Source organism: Streptomyces sp. NPDC059248, from assembly GCF_042753905.1.
In the GTDB taxonomy this organism is placed as follows: Bacteria; Actinomycetota; Actinomycetes; order Streptomycetales; family Streptomycetaceae; genus Streptomyces.
Genome location: NZ_JBHYZV010000023.1, coordinates 1 through 17,598 on the forward strand (window position 1 = coordinate 1; position 17,598 = coordinate 17,598).

At 72.6% G+C, this 17,598-nt stretch carries 13 protein-coding genes; 5 read left to right on the forward strand and 8 right to left on the reverse strand.

The genetic code is table 11. The features are described from left to right. The 3 genes from ACFXG1_RS12270 to ACFXG1_RS12280 form a co-directional block, all read right to left on the reverse strand. Positions 1–1,537: protein kinase (locus tag ACFXG1_RS12270; RefSeq protein ID WP_384742287.1), on the reverse strand; the 1,537-nt coding region annotated here is incomplete at its 3' end. 202 nt (positions 1,538–1,739) lie between these two features. After that, on the reverse strand, positions 1,740–4,238 hold the full coding sequence (locus tag ACFXG1_RS12275) for a serine/threonine-protein kinase (protein WP_384715878.1): 2,499 nt from the start codon (positions 4,236–4,238) through the stop codon (positions 1,740–1,742). A gap of 329 nt (positions 4,239–4,567) precedes the next feature. Continuing rightward, positions 4,568–6,274, reverse strand: coding sequence for a glycerol-3-phosphate dehydrogenase/oxidase (locus tag ACFXG1_RS12280; RefSeq protein WP_384715881.1), 1,707 nt, complete (start codon positions 6,272–6,274; stop codon positions 4,568–4,570). 400 nt (positions 6,275–6,674) lie between these two features. Between ACFXG1_RS12280 and ACFXG1_RS12285 the strand changes: the two genes are divergently transcribed. Next, positions 6,675–7,910: a nucleotide sugar dehydrogenase gene (locus ACFXG1_RS12285; protein WP_384715884.1), complete on the forward strand. Its 1,236-nt coding sequence runs from the start codon at positions 6,675–6,677 to the stop codon at positions 7,908–7,910. Between the two features lie 403 nt (positions 7,911–8,313). On the opposite strand, the gene ACFXG1_RS12290 is transcribed toward ACFXG1_RS12285, so the two are convergent. From ACFXG1_RS12290 to ACFXG1_RS12305, 4 genes are all read right to left on the reverse strand, one after another. After that, positions 8,314–9,438: a GuaB3 family IMP dehydrogenase-related protein gene (locus ACFXG1_RS12290; RefSeq protein WP_384714049.1), complete on the reverse strand. Its 1,125-nt coding sequence runs from the start codon at positions 9,436–9,438 to the stop codon at positions 8,314–8,316. Positions 9,439–9,589: 151 nt separating this feature from the next. Next, positions 9,590–11,092 (reverse strand): IMP dehydrogenase, encoded by a 1,503-nt coding sequence (gene guaB, locus ACFXG1_RS12295; RefSeq protein ID WP_384714052.1) that lies wholly within the window; start codon positions 11,090–11,092, stop codon positions 9,590–9,592. Positions 11,093–11,354: 262 nt separating this feature from the next. Then, complete coding sequence (locus ACFXG1_RS12300; protein ID WP_384714055.1) at positions 11,355–11,930, reverse strand: sigma-70 family RNA polymerase sigma factor; 576 nt, start codon at positions 11,928–11,930, stop codon at positions 11,355–11,357. Positions 11,931–12,223: 293 nt separating this feature from the next. Next, a complete protein-coding gene (locus ACFXG1_RS12305) occupies positions 12,224–12,835 on the reverse strand; it encodes a response regulator transcription factor (RefSeq protein ID WP_003948568.1) in 612 nt (203 codons plus the stop codon). A 416-nt stretch (positions 12,836–13,251) separates the two neighbouring features. On the opposite strand from ACFXG1_RS12305, the gene ACFXG1_RS12310 reads away from it, so the two are divergent. Beyond that, a complete protein-coding gene (locus tag ACFXG1_RS12310; RefSeq protein WP_384714058.1) occupies positions 13,252–13,581 on the forward strand; it encodes a WhiB family transcriptional regulator in 330 nt (109 codons plus the stop codon). Positions 13,582–13,727: 146 nt separating this feature from the next. Here ACFXG1_RS12310 and ACFXG1_RS12315 read toward each other — a convergent pair whose 3' ends face one another. After that, a complete protein-coding gene (locus ACFXG1_RS12315; protein ID WP_384714061.1) occupies positions 13,728–14,726 on the reverse strand; it encodes a LysR family transcriptional regulator in 999 nt (332 codons plus the stop codon). 79 nt (positions 14,727–14,805) lie between these two features. On the opposite strand from ACFXG1_RS12315, the gene ACFXG1_RS12320 reads away from it, so the two are divergent. The 3 genes from ACFXG1_RS12320 to ACFXG1_RS12330 all read left to right on the forward strand — a co-directional run bounded on the left by ACFXG1_RS12320 (position 14,806) and on the right by ACFXG1_RS12330 (position 17,457). Beyond that, a complete protein-coding gene (locus ACFXG1_RS12320) occupies positions 14,806–15,495 on the forward strand; it encodes an MOSC domain-containing protein (RefSeq protein ID WP_384714064.1) in 690 nt (229 codons plus the stop codon). Between the two features lie 116 nt (positions 15,496–15,611). Further along, positions 15,612–16,385, forward strand: coding sequence for an SDR family NAD(P)-dependent oxidoreductase (locus ACFXG1_RS12325; RefSeq protein WP_384714067.1), 774 nt, complete (start codon positions 15,612–15,614; stop codon positions 16,383–16,385). Between the two features lie 85 nt (positions 16,386–16,470). Next, the gene (locus ACFXG1_RS12330; RefSeq protein WP_384714070.1) at positions 16,471–17,457 is read left to right on the forward strand and encodes a hydroxyacid dehydrogenase; all 987 of its coding nucleotides are present in this window, start codon (positions 16,471–16,473) and stop codon (positions 17,455–17,457) included. Positions 17,458–17,598: the final 141 nt, after the last annotated feature.

Here is a 17,598-nt window from a genome sequence, read left to right on the forward strand (position 1 = left end):
CGCCCTCGGGGGGCGGGGCCCCGCCGGGCCGTCCGGCCCGGGCCACGGGCAGGGCGGGCAGCCCGCCGGAGGACGGGGCCGCCCTGTCGCCGGGCGGCAGGGCACGGACACCGTACGGGTCGCTGTGGTGCTGGGGCCTGCGGACGGGAACCGGGTCGGCACCCGCCGGTCCCGGCAGGGCCGGGGTGACGGGGCCGCCGCCCCCGGGGAGCGGCCGGGGTCCTTCGTGGCCGGGCCGGGGACCGTCGTGCCAGCTGCCGGTGAGATGCGCGGGTCCCGGCCCACCGGTGCCGTACGGATCACTCCCGTACGCCTCGGTGCCGTACGGGTCGTGATAGTGCGGCTCATGACCGCCGGGCGCCTCGGTGCCGTCGGGGTCGTCGGTGTCCTCCCCGTCGCCGGTGGGGGTCACATGGTCGTGGTAGCGGGGGCCCTCGTGCTCCGGCTCGGGGCTCGGAGGCAGGGCGGCCGGGGTCCCGGGCTTACGGGCCCACCAGTCGGGGTCGTCGCCGGTCTGGACGGGCCGCCCGCCGCCGGGGGGCCGTTCGTCGCTCCCCCGGCCTGCGGCGCGCGCCCCGGCCCGGTAGGCGGCGATGGCCCCGGACCGCGCGGCCCGTACGTCCGGCGTCCCCCACGGCGCGACGGTGTACGCCCCACGGCCCCCGGAGCCGTCGCCCTCGACGCCCCCTCCGGACCCGTCGTCCTCGTCATCCGGGTCGTCCGGGCCGTCCGGGTCGTACTCCGCGCCGGTGTCCTCGGCGTACTCGGGATCTCCTGCGTGTGCGGCGTGTGCAGCGTGTGCAGCGTGTGCGGTGTGCTCGGCGTGTTCGTCATCGGCGTCGGGGCCCTCGTCGAAGTCCCCGTACGGATCGAGGGGCGCTTCGACGGGCTCGGGCTCCGGGGCATAGCCGCAGAGCGCCTCCTCGGCGGCGCCCGCCGCCAGGCCGGTGAGCATGATCCGGCCGTCCTCGCAGACCAGGACCGTACGCGCGGTGATATTGCGATGCGTCCAGCCGTACGCGTGCACCGCGCCGATGGCCGTGAGGACGTCGGAGGCGACTTCGGCCGCGCGATAGGGCGTCAGCGGCTGGTCCGCGAGGAACGCGGCGAGCGGACGCGCGGCGACCCATTCGCTCACGATCCACAGCGACCCGTCCTCGGCGAAGACGTCGAAGACCTGGTCGAGCCGGGGGTGGTCGGGCACCCGCGCCGCGGCCCTGGCCGCCTCGACGGCGCGCTGGACCGCCGGGTCCTCCGGGCGGAGGACGGCGCCCGGGGAACGCCCGCCGGTGTACGGTCTCGTGCCGCCCGCGGGGCCGGGGAGTTCGTCCGGCCCGACGAACTCCGCCTCCACTATCTCGGGCAGCGGCACCTGACGGACCAAGACCTCTTGGCCGCTGTAGGTGTCGAAGGCCCTGGTCTCGGCGTTCTCGTACCCGTGGGCCTCGTCGGAATCGCCGGAGCCGTCCGCCGCGTCGGGCGGGAACAGCGGCAGGCGGTAGCGGTCGGCCAGCACCCTGCCCGCGTAGTCGTCCATCTCGCCTCGTCGCCTCCCCTCGTGCCCAAGGTCAACGCCCGCCGGCCCCCACGGCCCGCCGGTTGTGCCCGCGCCCCGTCCCGGGCTCGCCGACCGGGTCCGCACGGTCCGTCAGGACGCCCCGGTGATCGGGTCGTCCGGCCGGTCCCGGCGGTCGTACGGGCGCGTTCCGTCCGCGCCTTCTCACGATACGTGTACCCGCTCAGTCCTTGGGCGCGAATGTCGCGAACGCGGTGTCCCGCAGCGTCCGGCACTCGGCCCCGTCCCATTCGGCCACCGGGCAGGACACCATGATCGAGTAGCCCCGCCGGTCGTCGACCTTGAACCCGCGGTTGAGCACCCGCATCCGCTTGCCGTCGTGGTCGCGCTCGAACTGCCAGTCGGCGACGGTCGGATAGCCCCGGTACAGCACGGCATTGATGCTCAGGTGCTGGTAGTTGTTGCTGGCGCTCCTGGTCCCGGGGACCGCGTTCCGCCAGGCCGCCGCCGCGTCGGTGCCGGGCTTCTTGTTGAAGTCGACCTGGACCCGGGGGAAGGCGCCTCGGCCGGTGTTGAATATGCCCCCGGAGTTCCGTCCGGCTATGTCCGTCCGGCGGAAGTCCTCCGGCATCGCCATGGAGAACCGGAACCGGTCGTCGGTCTTCACCGCGTATCCGGCGGGCAGGGCGTCCTTTCCGGTGCCACCCGAACCGGGCCCCTTCGACGCCCCCGGCTTCGTACCGTCGGGGGTGCTTCCCGTCTTGCCGTCCCCGCCCTTCGCGGGATCACCGGCGGGGGTCTCCTTGCCGGTCTCGCCGGTCGGCTTCTCCTGGCCGCCGTCGCCCTGGCTGCCGTTGTCGGCCCCGGCAGACGCGGGGGGCTTGCCCGCGCCGGTCTCGCCGCCCGCGCCGTCGCCGTCGGACCCGCCGCCGATGGTCAGATAGAGGATCGTGCCGAGCAGGGCGAGCACGACGCCGATCGCGAGCAGGACCAGCGTCCGGCGCGGGACCACATCGGTCAGCGGCGCCCGGCGGGGCGCGGCCCGCTGCACGGGCGGCGCGGGCGGCGGAACGGGCGAGGCACTCGCCGCGCCCGCGGCCGCCGGCCCCGCCGCCGGGGTCCGCGCGCCGCCCCGGGCGGGCTTGTTGCGGGAAGGGCTGTTACGGGCGGGGCGCTGGGGGCCGCGCTGCCGGTCGGCGACGGGCCGGGCCGGAGCCGGCGGCTCGGGCGGCGGGATGGTCGGAAGCGCCATGGCACGGGTGGCGTCGACCGGGAGCGGCGGCGCCACCGGCTCGTCCGGGGCGTTGACGACCCGGCTCAGCAGGGTGCGGGCGCCGGTGTCGTCGAGGCGCTGCGCCGGGTCCTTGGCGAGCAGGCCATAGATGACCTCCTCCAGCGGACCGGCGTTCTTCGGCGGGTCGAGCGGCTCGGTCATCACGGCGGTCAGCGTGGCGATCGCCGACCCCTTGTCGTACGGCGGGGTGCCCTCGACGCTCGCGTACAGCAGACCGCCCAGCGACCACAGATCGGCGGCGGGCCCGGGACGGTGGCCGCGGGCCCGCTCGGGCGAGATGTACGAGGGGGCGCCGACGAGCATGCCGGTGGAGGTGATCGAGGGGTCGCCCTCGACCAGCGCGATACCGAAGTCGGTGAGGACGACCCGGCCGTCCTTGCCGATCAGGACATTCGACGGCTTCACATCCCGGTGCAGGATGCCCTCGCGGTGGGCCGACCGCAGGACGTCCAGTATCGCCAGGCCGACCTCGGCCGCGCGGCGGGGCGTCAGGATGCCGTCCTCCCGGATGACTTCGGCCAGCGACTTGCCCTCGACCAGCTCCATCACGATCCACGGCCGGTCGTCCTCGTCGACCACGTCGTACACCGTGACGGCGCTGGTGTTACGGATCCGGGCGATGGCCTTGGCCTCGCGCAGCGTCCGGGTGATGAGCCGTCGCTTCTCGTCCTCGTCGATCTGGTGGGGGAACCGCAGCTCCTTGACCGCGACGGTCCGGCCGAGGGTCTCGTCCTCGGCACGCCACACCGTGCCCATACCGCCCCGGCCGAGCACCCCGCCCAGCCGGTAGCGCCCGGCGAGCAGCCGCCCCTCGGACTCGGCGCGCCCGGTCCCCCGGGCCTTCTTCCCGGAACCGGAACCTGAGCCGGATTCGGAACCGGAGCCCTCGCCGCCCGAACTCCGGACCTGCTCGGACGGTTCGGCCTTCTCGGCCTTCGCGGCCTTCTCCGTCTTCGCGGCCGTCGCGACCGCGGCGGACTTCTCCGCCCCGTCGCCCTGGCCGGCCTTGTCGCTCTTCTCCGCCGTATCGGCCGTCTTCTCGGACCGCGTGGCGTCCTTACCGACACCGGCCGTCCCGGCCGCCTCGGGCGACGCGGCCGAACTCCCGGTCCCGGCCGCCCCGGCCGCCTTGTCGCCCTTCGACCGCCGGTCGGCCTGTGCCCCGATGACCGGCTGCTCCGCACCGTCCCGGGAGTTCACACCGGACGCGCCGGACGCACCGGACGCACCGGACGCACGAGAAGCGCCGTCCGCCGCCGCCTTGTCGTCCCCGACCGGCTCCGCACCGCCGCCGGGGGCGCCGGACGCGCCGGAATCCCGATCCCCGGCCGACTGGCCGTCAGGCCCGTCGCCCGCCGTACCCGTCGCAGACGCACGCTCCTCGGAGCCGTCCCGCTGGGGCTTCCGCGACTGCTCTGCCTCCGACATGCGTCCCCTCTGCGATCCCTGGTCTTCGCCCGCGCCTGTCGCTCCCGCGCGATGCGGTAACACGCCCTGGCAGAGCTTTCATTGTCTCTCACTCCGGGCAGGGCGTGTCTTTCAGGGTCCGCCGCGCACCCGAGGGTGCTGGCGAGGGTAGTACGGAACCAGCCGGTCCCCCACCCTCGACCGGGCACCGTCCCACGCGGTGGTACGGCCCACCCCGCCGACCGATCCCCCGCCCCATCGCCCGCCCGGTCGGCGGACCGCACGGACACCGGGGTGGAAACCCCGCCGTACGACGGTCCGTCACGGCCGTCACCCCACCACCGCGCCCGTCACAGCGGCACGATGTCCGGCGCCCCCAGTCTCGCCGCGTCCGCCGTCAGATCGTCCGGCTGGCGCTGCGACTCCCGCTCCGCCTCCACCCGCTTCTCGTAGTGCTCGACCTCCTTCTCGATCTGCTTGGCGTCCCAGCCCAGCACCGGGGCCATCAACTCGGCGCACTCCCGGGCGCTGCGCGTCCCCCGGTCGAAGGTCTCGATGGAGATCCGGGTCCTGCGGGTGAGCACGTCGTCGAGGTGGCGGGCGCCCTCGTGGGACGCGGCGTAGACGACCTCGGCGCGCAGATAGTCGTCCGCGCCGCCCAGCGGCTCCCCGAGGCCGGGGTCGTCGGCGATCAGGGCGAGGACCTCCTCCGCCAACGAGCCGTACCGGTTCAGCAGATGCTCGACCCGGACGACATGGAGTCCGGTCCTGGCGGCGATCCCGGCGCGCTTGTTCCAGAGGGCGGGGTAGCCCTCCGCGCCGACCAGTGGTGTCTCCTCGGTGACACAGGCGGCCACCCGCTGGTCGAGACCGTGCACGGCCTCGTCGACCGCGTCCTTCGCCATCACGCGGTACGTCGTGTACTTACCGCCCGCCACCACGACGAGTCCGGGGACCGGATGGGCGACGGTGTGCTCCCGGGACAGCTTGCTGGTGGCGTCCGACTCCCCGGCGAGCAGGGGCCGCAGGCCCGCGTACACCCCCTGGACGTCGTCCCGGGTCAGCGGGACGGCCAGGACCGAGTTCACATGCTCCAGCAGATAGTCGATATCGGCGCTGGAGGCCGCGGGATGGGCCTTGTCGAGATCCCAGCCGGTGTCCGTGGTGCCGACGATCCAGTGCCGCCCCCAGGGGATGACGAAGAGCACCGACTTCTCGGTCCGCAGGATCAGTCCGGTCGTGGAGTGGATCCGGTCCTTGGGGACGACTAGATGGATGCCCTTCGACGCGCGGACGTGGAACTGGCCGCGCTCCCCGATCAGCGCCTGGGTGTCGTCCGTCCACACCCCCGTCGCGTTGACCACCTGGCGGGCCCTGATCTCGTACTCCCCGCCGCCCTCGACGTCCTGCACCCGGGCGCCCACGACCCGCTCGCCCTCGCGCAGGAAACCGATCACCCGGGCCCGGCTGGCGACCTTGGCGCCGTAGGTCGCGGCGGTCCGCACCAGGGTGGCGACGAAACGGGCGTCGTCCATCTGGGCGTCGTAATACTGCAGGGCGCCGACGAGGGCGTCCTTCCGCAGACAGGGCGCCACCCGCAGGGCGTGCCGCCGGGAGAGATGCCGGTGGACCGGGAGGCCCCGGCCGTGGCCCGACGAGACCGACATCGTGTCGTAGAGCGCGACGCCCGCGCCCGCGTAGAACCGCTCCCAGCCCTTGTGCTGGAGGGGGTAGAGGAACGGCACCGGCTTCACCAGGTGCGGGGCGAGCCGCTCCAGCAGCAGTCCGCGCTCCTTCAGCGCCTCGCGGACCAGCGCGAAGTCGAGCATCTCCAGATAGCGCAGCCCGCCGTGGATGAGCTTGCTCGACCGGCTGGACGTACCGGACGCCCAGTCACGGGCCTCCACGAGCCCGGTGGAGAGCCCTCGGGTCACCGCGTCCAGCGCCGTGCCGGCTCCCACCACGCCCGCGCCCACGACCAGGACGTCCAGCTCCCGCTCCGCCATCGCGACCAGCGCCTCGGCGCGCTCATCGGGTCCTAGTGCCGCTGTCTTCACCGCATGCCTCCCGTCGCCCCCGTCTGCCCTGCCCTGCCCTGCCCGGCACGGCCCGTCCCGCACGGCGCGGAACCGGCGCGGGGCCCGTCCGTGCGCGTGCCCGCGCACGCCGTGCCCATGCGCCGCGCCCGGCGGCCCGCCGGATCCGCTCCGCGTCCCGGACCTGCCCGGCACGGACCGGATCGGCGTCCCGGCCGGATGATCCAGTCGGGCTCACCTCTTCGATTCTGTCCCCGCTCCGCGACTTCAGCCACCGCCTGTGGATAACACTCCGTGTCCCACAAGCCCACAATGCGACATAACGTTCATATTTCCGCCTAGTCTGACTTTGCGCCCGCCCATGCAGCCCACCGGGCTTGCGCGGACCACCTCCTCCGGTTAAGGAAGGACGGCCTACGCCATGCCCGCAGATCTCGCCGTCATCGGACTCGGCACCGACGGCCTCCCGCTCGCGCAGGCCGCCGTGACCGCCGGTATCGCCACCATCGGTTACGACCCCGACCCCGCCCGGCTCTCCGAACCGGCCGCCGGGCGGACCCCCGCCGACGTCCGCCGCATGGTCGCGGGCGGCTTCAAGGCCGTCACCGACCCCGCCGAACTCGGCCGGGTCCGCACCGCCGCCCTCTGCGTCCCCACCCCCCTCGGCCCCGACGGCGACCTCGACCTCACCGGCCTCGCCGACGCCGCCCGTGTCCTCGCCGCCCGGCTCCGTCCCCACACCACCGTCCTGCTGGAGTCCGCGGTCGCCCCCGGCACCACCGAGACGTTTCTCCGGCCCCTCCTCGAAGAGGGCTCCGGGCTGCGGGCCGGACGCGATTTCCATCTGGCGTACTCGCCCGGTCGGGTGGACCCCGGCAGCCGTACCCCCGTCTACGCGAGCATCCCCAAGGTCATCGGCGGCCTCACCCCCGCCTGCACCGAATCCGCCGCCGCCTTCTACGGCCGGCTCACCGACCGGGTCGTCCGGGCCCGCGGCCCGCGCGAGGCCGAGACCGTGAAAGTGCTGGAGACCAACTTCCGGCAGGTCAACATCGCCCTCGTCAACGAGATGGCGGTGCTCTGCCACGACCTCGGCGTCGACCTGTGGGACGTCATCCGCTGCGCCGAGACCAAACCGTACGGATTCCACGCCTTCCGCCCCGGCCCCGGTGTCGGCGGCCACGGCACGCCCCTTGACCCCGGCCGCGCTCCGGGCCGCGTCCCCGGCCCGGTGCTGCGGATGACCGGGCTGGCCCAGGAGATCAACGGCCGGATGCCGCGGTACGTCGTCCAGCGCTGCGCGACCCTCCTCAACGAGCACGGCAAGTCGGCCCGCGGGGCGCGGGTCCTGCTCCTCGGGGTCACCTACAAACCGGATCTCGCCGACCTCCAGGGCACCCCCGCCACCGAGATCGCCCACCGGCTGACCCGGCTCGGCGCGGCCGTCGGCTACCACGATCCGTACATCCCCGAATGGCGCGTCGACGGCGCGCCCGTCCCCCGGGCCGAGTCGCTCTACGAGGCCGCGGCCGACGCCGATCTGACGGTGCTGCTCCAGCACCACCGCACCTACGACCTCCAGGGTCTTGCCGTGAAGGCGCAACTCCTCCTAGACACCCGGGGCGCCACCCCCGCCGGGGCGGCGTACCGCCTTTGACTCCGGGGGTCGGTCGCGTCTGCCGAGTACGGTTTCGCGTCGGCCCGCAGGCCGTACGCGGCTGGTCGCGCAGTTCCTCGCGCCCCTGAAAACCTCCGGTTGGCGCCACCGGAGAAGCTCCAGGGGCGCTGGGGGTCCCCCCATCGCCGAAGGCATAGGGGGCGGAACTGCGCGAGCAACCCACCTCGGCGCGCGGCCGGGACACCACATCACGCTCTACGGCGGGAAGCCGCGCCCCGAGGGCGGTCGCGTCTGCCGGGTGCGGTTTCGCGTCGGCCCGCGGGCCGTATGTGGCTTGTCGCGCAGCTCCTCGCGCCCCTGAAAACCTCCGCCGCAACGCAGAGGGCCCGACACCCCCATGGGTGTCGGGCCCCTTCGCGTACCGCTCAGCGCGTAGCGTGCGTCAGCGCTTGTGCTGGGAGTCCGCGATCGTCACCTCGACGCGCTGGAACTCCTTCAACTCGCTGTAACCCGTCGTCGCCATCGCCCGGCGCAGCGCACCGAAGAAGTTCATCGAGCCGTCGGGGGTGTGCGAGGGGCCCGTGAGGATCTCCTCGGTGGTGCCCACGATGCCCAGGTCGACGAGCTTGCCGCGCGGGACGTCCTCGTGCGCGGCCTCCATGCCCCAGTGGCGGCCCCGGCCGGGGGCGTCCGTGGCGCGGGCCAGCGGCGAGCCGATCATCACGGAGTCGGCGCCGCAGGCGATGGCCTTCGGCAGATCGCCGGACCAGCCCACACCGCCGTCGGCGATGACGTGGACGTACCGGCCACCGGACTCGTCCATGTAGTCGCGGCGGGCCGCGGCGACATCGGCCACCGCGGTCGCCATCGGCACCTGGATGCCCAGGACGTTGCGCGTGGTGTGCGCGGCGCCGCCGCCGAAGCCCACCAGCACACCGGCCGCGCCGGTCCGCATCAGGTGCAGGGCGGCGGTGTAGGTGGCGCAGCCGCCCACGATGACCGGGACGTCCAGCTCGTAGATGAACTGCTTCAGGTTCAGCGGCTCGGCGGCGCCCGACACGTGCTCGGCGGAGACCGTGGTCCCGCGGATCACGAACAGGTCCACGCCCGCGTCCACCACGGCCTTGGAGAACTGCGCGGTGCGCTGCGGGGAGAGCGCGGCGGCCGTGACGACGCCCGAGTCGCGCACCTCCTTGATCCGCTGCCCGATCAGCTCTTCCTTGATCGGGGCCTCGTAGATCTCCTGGAGGCGGCGGGTCGCCGTCTCGGCCGGCAGCTCGGCGATCTCGTCGAGCAGCGGCTGCGGGTCCTCGTACCGGGTCCACAGGCCTTCGAGGTTCAGTACGCCGAGACCCCCCAGCTCACCGATCCGGATCGCGGTCTGCGGGGAGACCACGGAGTCCATGGGGGCGGCCAGGAAGGGCAGCTCGAAGCGGTAGGCGTCGATCTGCCAGGCGATCGAGACCTCCTTCGGGTCCCGCGTACGCCGGCTCGGTACGACGGCGATGTCGTCGAACGCGTACGCCCGCCGTCCGCGCTTGCCGCGCCCGATCTCGATCTCAGTCACCTTGTCTCGGCCTTTCCCTCTGAGTCAGCGCCTACCAGTATCCCCGACCCATGACGGAGGGGCGGCCCGGGCGTCCTCGCGGAACGCCCCGTACCGCCCCTCCCGGGGTCGTGACGGTCCGCACACCGTCACGGGGTATCAGTACACGCTCTTACTTACGACTGTAGTTCGGCGCCTCGACCGTCATCTGGATGTCGTGCGGGTGGCTCTCCTTGAGCCCCGCCGACGTGATCCGGACGAACCGGCCGTTGGCCTGAAGCTGGGGGACCGTACGGCCGCCGACGTAGAACATCGACTGGCGCAGCCCGCCGACCAGCTGGTGGACGACGGCGGAAAGCGGACCCCGGTACGGCACCTGACCCTCGATGCCCTCGGGAACGATCTTCTCGTCGGAGGCCACGCCCTCCTGGAAGTACCGGTCCTTGGAGAAGGACCGCTGGTCGCCGCGGGACTGCATGGCGCCGAGGGATCCCATGCCGCGGTACGACTTGAACTGCTTGCCGTTGATGAACAGCAGCTCGCCCGGGGACTCCTCGCAGCCGGCGAGGAGGGAGCCCAGCATCACCGTGTCGGCGCCCGCGACCAGGGCCTTGGCGATATCGCCCGAGTACTGGAGGCCGCCGTCGCCGATGACCGGGATCCCGGCCTCCTTGGCGGCAAGGGACGCCTCGTAGATCGCGGTGACCTGGGGGACGCCGATTCCGGCGACGACCCGGGTGGTGCAGATGGAGCCGGGGCCCACCCCGACCTTGACGCCGTCGACGCCCGCGTCGATCAGCGCCTTGGCGCCGTCGCGGGTGGCCACGTTGCCGCCGATGATGTCGACCCCGGCATGGTTCGACTTGATCTTGGCGACCATGTCGCCGACCAGCCTGGAGTGTCCGTGCGCGGTGTCGACGACGACGAAGTCGACTCCCGCCTCGATCAGGGCCTGGGCCCGCTCGAAGGCGTCACCGGCGACACCGACGGCCGCGCCGACCAGCAGCCGGCCGTTCGCGTCCTTGGCCGCGTTGGGGTACTGCTCGGCCTTGACGAAGTCCTTGACCGTGATCAGGCCCTTGAGCACGCCCGCGTCGTCGACCAGCGGCAGCTTCTCGATCTTGTGGCGGCGCAGCAGCTCCATGGCGTCCACACCGGAGATCCCGACCTTGCCGGTGACCAGCGGCATCGGGGTCATCACCTCGCGGACCTGACGGCCGCGGTCCGACTCGAAGGCCATGTCACGGTTGGTGACGATGCCCAGCAGCTTGCCGCCTCGGTCGGTGACCGGGACACCACTGATCCGGAACTTGGCGCAGAGCTGGTCGGCCTCGCCGAGCGTCGCGTCGGGGTGCACCGTGATCGGGTCGGTGACCATGCCGGACTCGGACCGCTTCACCAGGTCGACCTGGTTGGCCTGGTCGGCGATGGAGAGATTGCGGTGCAGCACGCCGACGCCGCCCTGACGGGCCATGGCGATGGCCATCCGGGACTCGGTGACCTTGTCCATCGCCGCGGAGAGCAGCGGGACGTTCACCCGGACGTTCCTGGAGATGTACGAGGAGGTGTCGATCTGGTCGGGAGCCATATCGGAGGCGCCCGGCAGCAGCAGCACATCGTCGTAGGTCAGCCCGAGTGTCGCGAATTTCTCGGGCACTCCGTCGACGTTGGTCATGACACCTTCCCCAAATGGCCTTGATCGGTGCGGATGTCCATGCTAACGGCCCGGGACCCCGTCCCATTCCACGATCAAGATCACCTGGCGACTTTGTGCGATGGTCCACATGTCGTACGAATGGTTTGCGGCGCGCGGACGGATGGCGTAGGGACGGCGTACAAAGCCGGTACGAATGCCGTACGCGGCCATCGGCCGGTCCGCCCCTCCATCTCCGGCACCCGCGGCGTCCGCAGCGTCCGCAGCGTCCGCAGGCCCCCGGCTACTGCTCGGCGAGCGCCCGCAACCTGCTCAGGGCGCGGTGCTGGGCGACCCGTACGGCGCCGGGCGACATCCCCAGCATCTGGCCGGTCTCCTCCGCGGTGAGCCCCACCGCGACCCGCAGGACCAGCAGCTCACGCTGGGTCTCGGGCAGATTGGCCAGCAGTTTTTTGACCCATTCGGCATCGCTGCTGAGCAGCGCCCGCTCCTCGGGCCCGAGGGAGTCGTCGGGCCGCTCCGGCATCTCGTCGGAGGGCACGGCCGTGGAACCGGGGTGGCGCATGGCGGCCCGCTGCAGGTCGGCGACCTTGTGGGAGGCGATGGCGAAGACGAACGCCTCGAAGGGGCGGCCGGTGTCCCGATACCGCGGAAGGGCCATCAGCACGGCGACGCAGACCTCTTGCGCCAGGTCCTCCACGAAGTGGCGCGCGTCACCCGGCAGCCTGCTCAGCCGGGTCCGGCAGTAGCGCAGCGCGAGGGGATGGACATGCGCGAGCAGATCGCGGGTGGCCCGTTCGTCCCCGTCGACGGCGCGGCGAACCAGGGCACCGATCACCGTGCTTCTGTCGTCACGCATCGGTCCATGGTGCCTCGGTGGCCGCTCGTCCGTGGCACCGCGTCCCATGTTGTGCACCGAAGCGTTATGAGCAGGTGCGCCGGAACTCATCGCCTGCGCCCTCCCCTTCCGCTCGACCGTCTCCCCGAGGAACTCCACATCTCAAGGATGCGGCATCGCGGGGGAAACGGACGCCCGATCGGTTCCGTCTCCCCGCCCACCACCGTACGGCGAGCGGGGTGCTCGGTGCTTTCGCGGGACCAGGGCCGTCACCATCACGCCCGGCCCGCGAAGGCGCGTCGAGGGTCATGCCCTCAGCGGACCAGGCCCCAGCGGAATCCGAGCGCGACGGCGTGCGCCCGGTCCGACGCGCCCAGCTTCTTGAAGAGCCGGCGGGCATGGGTCTTGACCGTGTCCTCGGAGAGGAACAGCTCACGGCCGATCTCGGCGTTGGACCGGCCGTGACTCATGCCCTCCAGGACCTGGATCTCACGCGCGGTGAGCGTGGGGGCGGCCCCCATCTCGGCCGAGCGCAGCCGCCGGGGGGCGAGCCGCCAGGTCGGATCGGCCAGCGCCTGGGTCACCGTCGCCCGCAGCTCGGCGCGGGAGGCGTCCTTGTGGAGATAGCCGCGGGCTCCGGCGGCGACCGCGAGGGCCACCCCGTCGAGATCCTCGGCGACCGTGAGCATGATGATCCGGGCGCCCGGGTCGGCCGAGAGCAGCCGCCGGACGGTTTCGACCCCGCCCAGGCCGGGCATGCGGACATCCATCAGGATGAGATCCGAGCGGTCCGCGCCCCAGCGGCGGAGGACTTCCTCGCCGTTGGCCGCGGTCGTCACACGCTCCACGCCGGGCACGGTTGCCACCGCGCGGCGGAGCGCCTCTCGGGCGAGCGGGGAGTCGTCGCAGACGAGGACGGACGTCATGACTGACCTCCGTGGCGCTCGCAGCTGATGCGCGTCACCTTGAGCCTCCAGGCTGGTACGTATCGTCACCTGTGCGGTTGAACGCTCTCGGACATGTGCCCGAGCGCTCGTTCCTTCAACCGCCTCCGACCTACCAACGACGGTCACTCGAAAGAGTTACGGGTTCCGGAGACCTCTTCGGCACCCGGGCGGGACCGCGCGGGGGGCGGGGTTTACCTGAAAGCTATGCCCCATTTAGATGCTTTTTCTTCACTTTGGTCAGTGTCTGTGGCTAGATTCGCAATGAATCATATTTACATCTACTTAGATAGTAGATGTACGGTCGTGAGACATGGTGCGGACATCGGCGCGGCGCGGCGGAGACACGCCCGCACGACCTGACCGGACTCACTGAGCACGGATTCAAGGGGCAAGCCATGGCAGATTTCTCCCGCCTTCCCGGACCCAACGCCGACTTGTGGGACTGGCAGCTCCTCGCCGCCTGCCGCGGGGTCGACAGCTCCCTCTTCTTCCATCCCGAGGGCGAGCGGGGCGCCGCCCGCAGCGCCCGCGAGAATTCGGCCAAGGAGGTGTGCATGCGCTGCCCGGTACGGGCGGAGTGCGCGGCACACGCCCTGGCGGTGCGGGAGCCGTACGGCGTCTGGGGCGGGCTGACCGAGGACGAGCGCGAAGAGCTGATGGGGCGGGCGCGGCACCGGCTGGTGCCCGCGGGCAGCGGCGCGCGGGGCACGACCGAGCGGCATTGACCCACCCGGACCCAAACGACCGAAGAAACGTTTCTTTTACGGCCCTCCTGAATACCGCGCGCGACAACCGCGCGCGAGACAGCGGCGGGATCGGCGGGCGGTAGCGGCGGGCTGGCGGTAGCAGCGGACGGTGTCGGCGGGAGGTGTCAGCGGGCGGCGGCCCGGGTGAGCCGGTCGAGGGTGGCCGCGACGGCGGGGACCTGGGCGAGGTCCGGCAGGGTGAGGGCGACGATCTCCCGTTCGACTCGCGGTGCGAGCGTGACCGTGACGGCGCCCTTGGCCCGTACCGACTCCAGCGCCAGCTCGGGCAGGACGGCGACCCCGAGACCGGCGCCCACCAGACCGGCGACCGCCGGGTAGTCGTCGGTGGCGAAGTCGATACGGGGGGTGAACCCGGCGCTCTCGCAGACGTCGACGAGCTGGCGGCGGCAGCGGGGGCAGCCCGCGATCCACGGGTCGTCGGCGAGGTCCCCGATGGCGACCGTCCCGGCGTCGGCGAGCCGGTGCCCCTCGGGGACCAGCCCGACGAGCCGGTCGGAGAGGAGGGGACGGACCACGAGGTCGTCCCACTGGTCGACCCGGTCCGTCGCCGATTCCCGGGCGACGGCGGTTCCGGTGGTCCCGGCCCCGGTCCCGTTCGTTCCGGTCGCCCCGGTCGTTCCGCCGGTCCCGGCGGGCGCGCCGCCGGGGTCCGCGTAGCGGAACGCCAGTGCGATGTCGCAGTCGCCCTCGCGCAGCATCTCCACCGAGCGCGGCGGCTCGGCGTCCACCAGGGAGACCCGGGTGCCGGGGTGGGCGGCCCGGAGCGCGGCCAGGGCCGCGGGGACCAGGGTGGAGCTGCCGCTGGGGAAGGAGACGAGACGCACCCGCCCGGCGCGCAGCCCGGCGATCGCCGCGACCTCCTCCTCGGCGGCGGTGAGCCCGGCGAGGATGCCGGAGGCGTGGCGTACCAGCGCCTCACCGGCCTGGGTGAGCCGCATCTCGCGGCCGGTCCGGATCAGCAGAGGGGTGCCCGCCGAGGATTCCAGGGCCTTCATCTGCTGGCTCACCGCGGGCTGGGTACAGCCCAGGGCTCGGGCGGCGGCGGAGAAGGAGCCGGTACCGGCCACCGCGCGCAGGACTCGGAGATGACGCGCCTCGATCATGCCTCGAATATAAGAGATTCTTGGGTCCGAGGCGAATTAACCGGTAGATGCTTTGAGTACGGGGGTTTAGCGTAGGACCATGGAACTCCTGACCGTGAATGTGGGCCGTCCCCGGATCGTCGACTACACCAGCACGCCCGGTGGTGTCACCGGGATCGACAAGCGGCCGGCCGGCGGCCCGGTCCGGCTGGCGGACCCGGGCGGGGACGAGGGCAGCGGGGTGGCCGGGGACACGGTCAGCGACGGGTCCAACCACGGCGGCACGCATCAGGCGGTGTACGCCTTCGCCCGGGAGGACCTCGACTTCTGGGAGCGCGAGCTGGGGCAGCCGATCGCCAACGGCACGTTCGGCGAGAATCTGACGACCCGGGGCGTCGATGTCAACGGCGCCCTGATCGGCGAGCGGTGGCGGATCGGCGGCGCCCTGCTGGAGGTCACCAGCGGTCGGGTTCCGTGCCGTACGTTCGCGGGCTGGCTGGGCGAGTCGGGCCTGCCCGAGAAAGGCTGGCTGAAGCGCTTCACCCAGCAGGCGGAGTCCGGCGCGTATCTGCGGGTGATCGAGCCCGGAGAGGTCCGCGCGGGCGACGAGGTCACGATCGCGTACCGCCCGGACCACGGCATCACGGTCTCCACGGCCTTCCGGGCCTGCACGATAGAACAGGACCTGCTGCCGTCGCTGCAGGTCGCCCGGGATGTACTCAACCCCGCCGTGATCGAGAAGATCGACAAGTATCTGCGCCGCACGAGCGAGCGGCAGTTGTCCGTCTGACACCCCGCCGACGGCCCGGTACCCGGCCGGTCCCGCCCCCCACCGGGGCCTGAGCGGGACCGGAGCGGGGTGGGCGCGTACGGCCGCGTCCGGCCGGGGGCACTAACGTGCCGCCTATGACGACCGCATTGATTACGGGAGCCACCGCGGGGATCGGCGCCGCGTTCGCCCGGCGACTCGCCGCCGACGGCCGCGATCTGGTCCTGGTGGCCCGGGACACCGACAGGCTCCGGGAGCAGGCCACCGAACTGCACGACCGGCACGGCATCGAGGCGGAGGTACTGACCGCCGACCTCTCCACCGAGGGCGGGATCGCGGCCGTGGAGCATCGTCTCGACGACCGCAGGAACGCGGTGGACCTGCTGGTCAACAATGCGGGCTTCGGCAACAAGGGCCGATTCCTCGAAGTGTCCATGGCCGATGAGCTGACGATGCTGAAGGTCCACTGCGAGGCGGTGCTGCGGCTCACCGCGGCGGCGGCCGGACCGATGCGGGAACGGGGTCGCGGCGGAGTGGTCAATGTGGCCTCCGTGGCGGCTTTTGTGCCGCGTGGCACCTATGGCGCGTCCAAGGCGTGGGTCGTCCAGTTCACCCAGGGCGCGGCCCGGGACCTGACGGGTACGGGCGTACGGCTGATGGCGCTCTGCCCGGGTTTCGTACGGACCGAGTTCCATCAGCGGGCCGGAATGGGCACGGAGAACATCCCGGGGTGGATGTGGCTGGACGCCGACAAGGTGGTGGACGCGGCGCTCGGCGATCTGGCCCGCGGCAAGGCGGTCTCGATCCCGGACCCGCGGTACAAGGCCCTGATGGGCGTCGCGAAGCTGGCACCGCGCGGTCTGCTGGGCGGCTTCACCTCCAAGACCGGCCGCAAGTACGGCCCGCAGTAGAGCGGCGGCGGCGGTCGTGAACGGCGCGGAGACGACGGCGGACGCCCGGGACGGCCGGGACGGCCGGCCGAAGGTGTTGCTGGCCATGGGCCCCGGGGTGGCCGAACGGCTTTTCACGGACCGTCAGCTGACCAGGCTGATGACGATCGCCCGGACCGATCCGGCGCTGGTCGCCCACGATCTGCGGGACCCCTCCCCCGCCGTACGGGACGCCCTGGCGACCGCGGACGCCCTGCTGACCTGCTGGGGCGCACCGCTCCTGGACACCTCGGCGCTGGCGGCCGCGCCCCGGCTGAAGGCGGTGGTCCACGCGGCCGGTTCGGTGCGGGGGCACATCACGGCCGCCTGCTGGGAACGGGGTGTCGCGGTGTCGTCGGCGGCATCGGCCAACGCGGTCCCGGTCGCCGAGTACACGCTCGGGGCGATCCTCCTCGCGGGCAAGCGGGTGCTCTCGTCGGCCCGGCGGTACGCGGAACTGCGGGCGCCGCACGACTGGGGCGCCGAACTGGCCGGAGCGGGGGACCAGCACCGTACGGTCGGGGTCGTCGGAGCGTCCCGGGTGGGCCGCCGGGTGATCGGGCTGCTGCGCCCCTTCGGCCGGGAGGTGCTGCTGTACGACCCGTACACGAGCGCCACCGAGGCGGCCGGTCTCGGCGCGGTCCCGGTGGGGCTCGACGAATTGTGCGCACGCAGCGGCATCGTCTCGGTGCACGCGCCGGAGCTGCCGGAGACCCGGCGGCTGATCGACGCCCGGCGGCTGGCGCTGCTGCCGGACGGCGCGACGCTGATCAACACGGCCCGCGGCTCCCTCGTCGACGAGGAGGCGCTGGTACGGGAGCTGGTGTCGGGGCGTCTGTACGCGGTCCTGGACGTCACGGAGCCGGAGGTCCCGGCGCCCGACTCACCGCTGTACTCCCTGCCGAACGTTCTGCTGACCCCGCATCTGGCGGGGTCGCTCGGCCCCGAACTCCACCGGCTGGCCGACGCGGCACTGGACGAACTGGAGCGGTGGGCCGATGGGCGCCCGTTCACCGAGCCGGTGACACCGGAGTCCCTGACGCGCTCGGCGTAACGGGGCCTTGCGCCGGAGCGGCGAGCTGTGTGGTGGGCAGGCCATGTGTGCCGACCGCGCGCCGTCTGTGGCTGGTCGCGCAGTTCCTCGCGCCCCTGGATGTTGTGGTTCACGTGCTGTGTGGGGTGCGGGGCCCTTGGT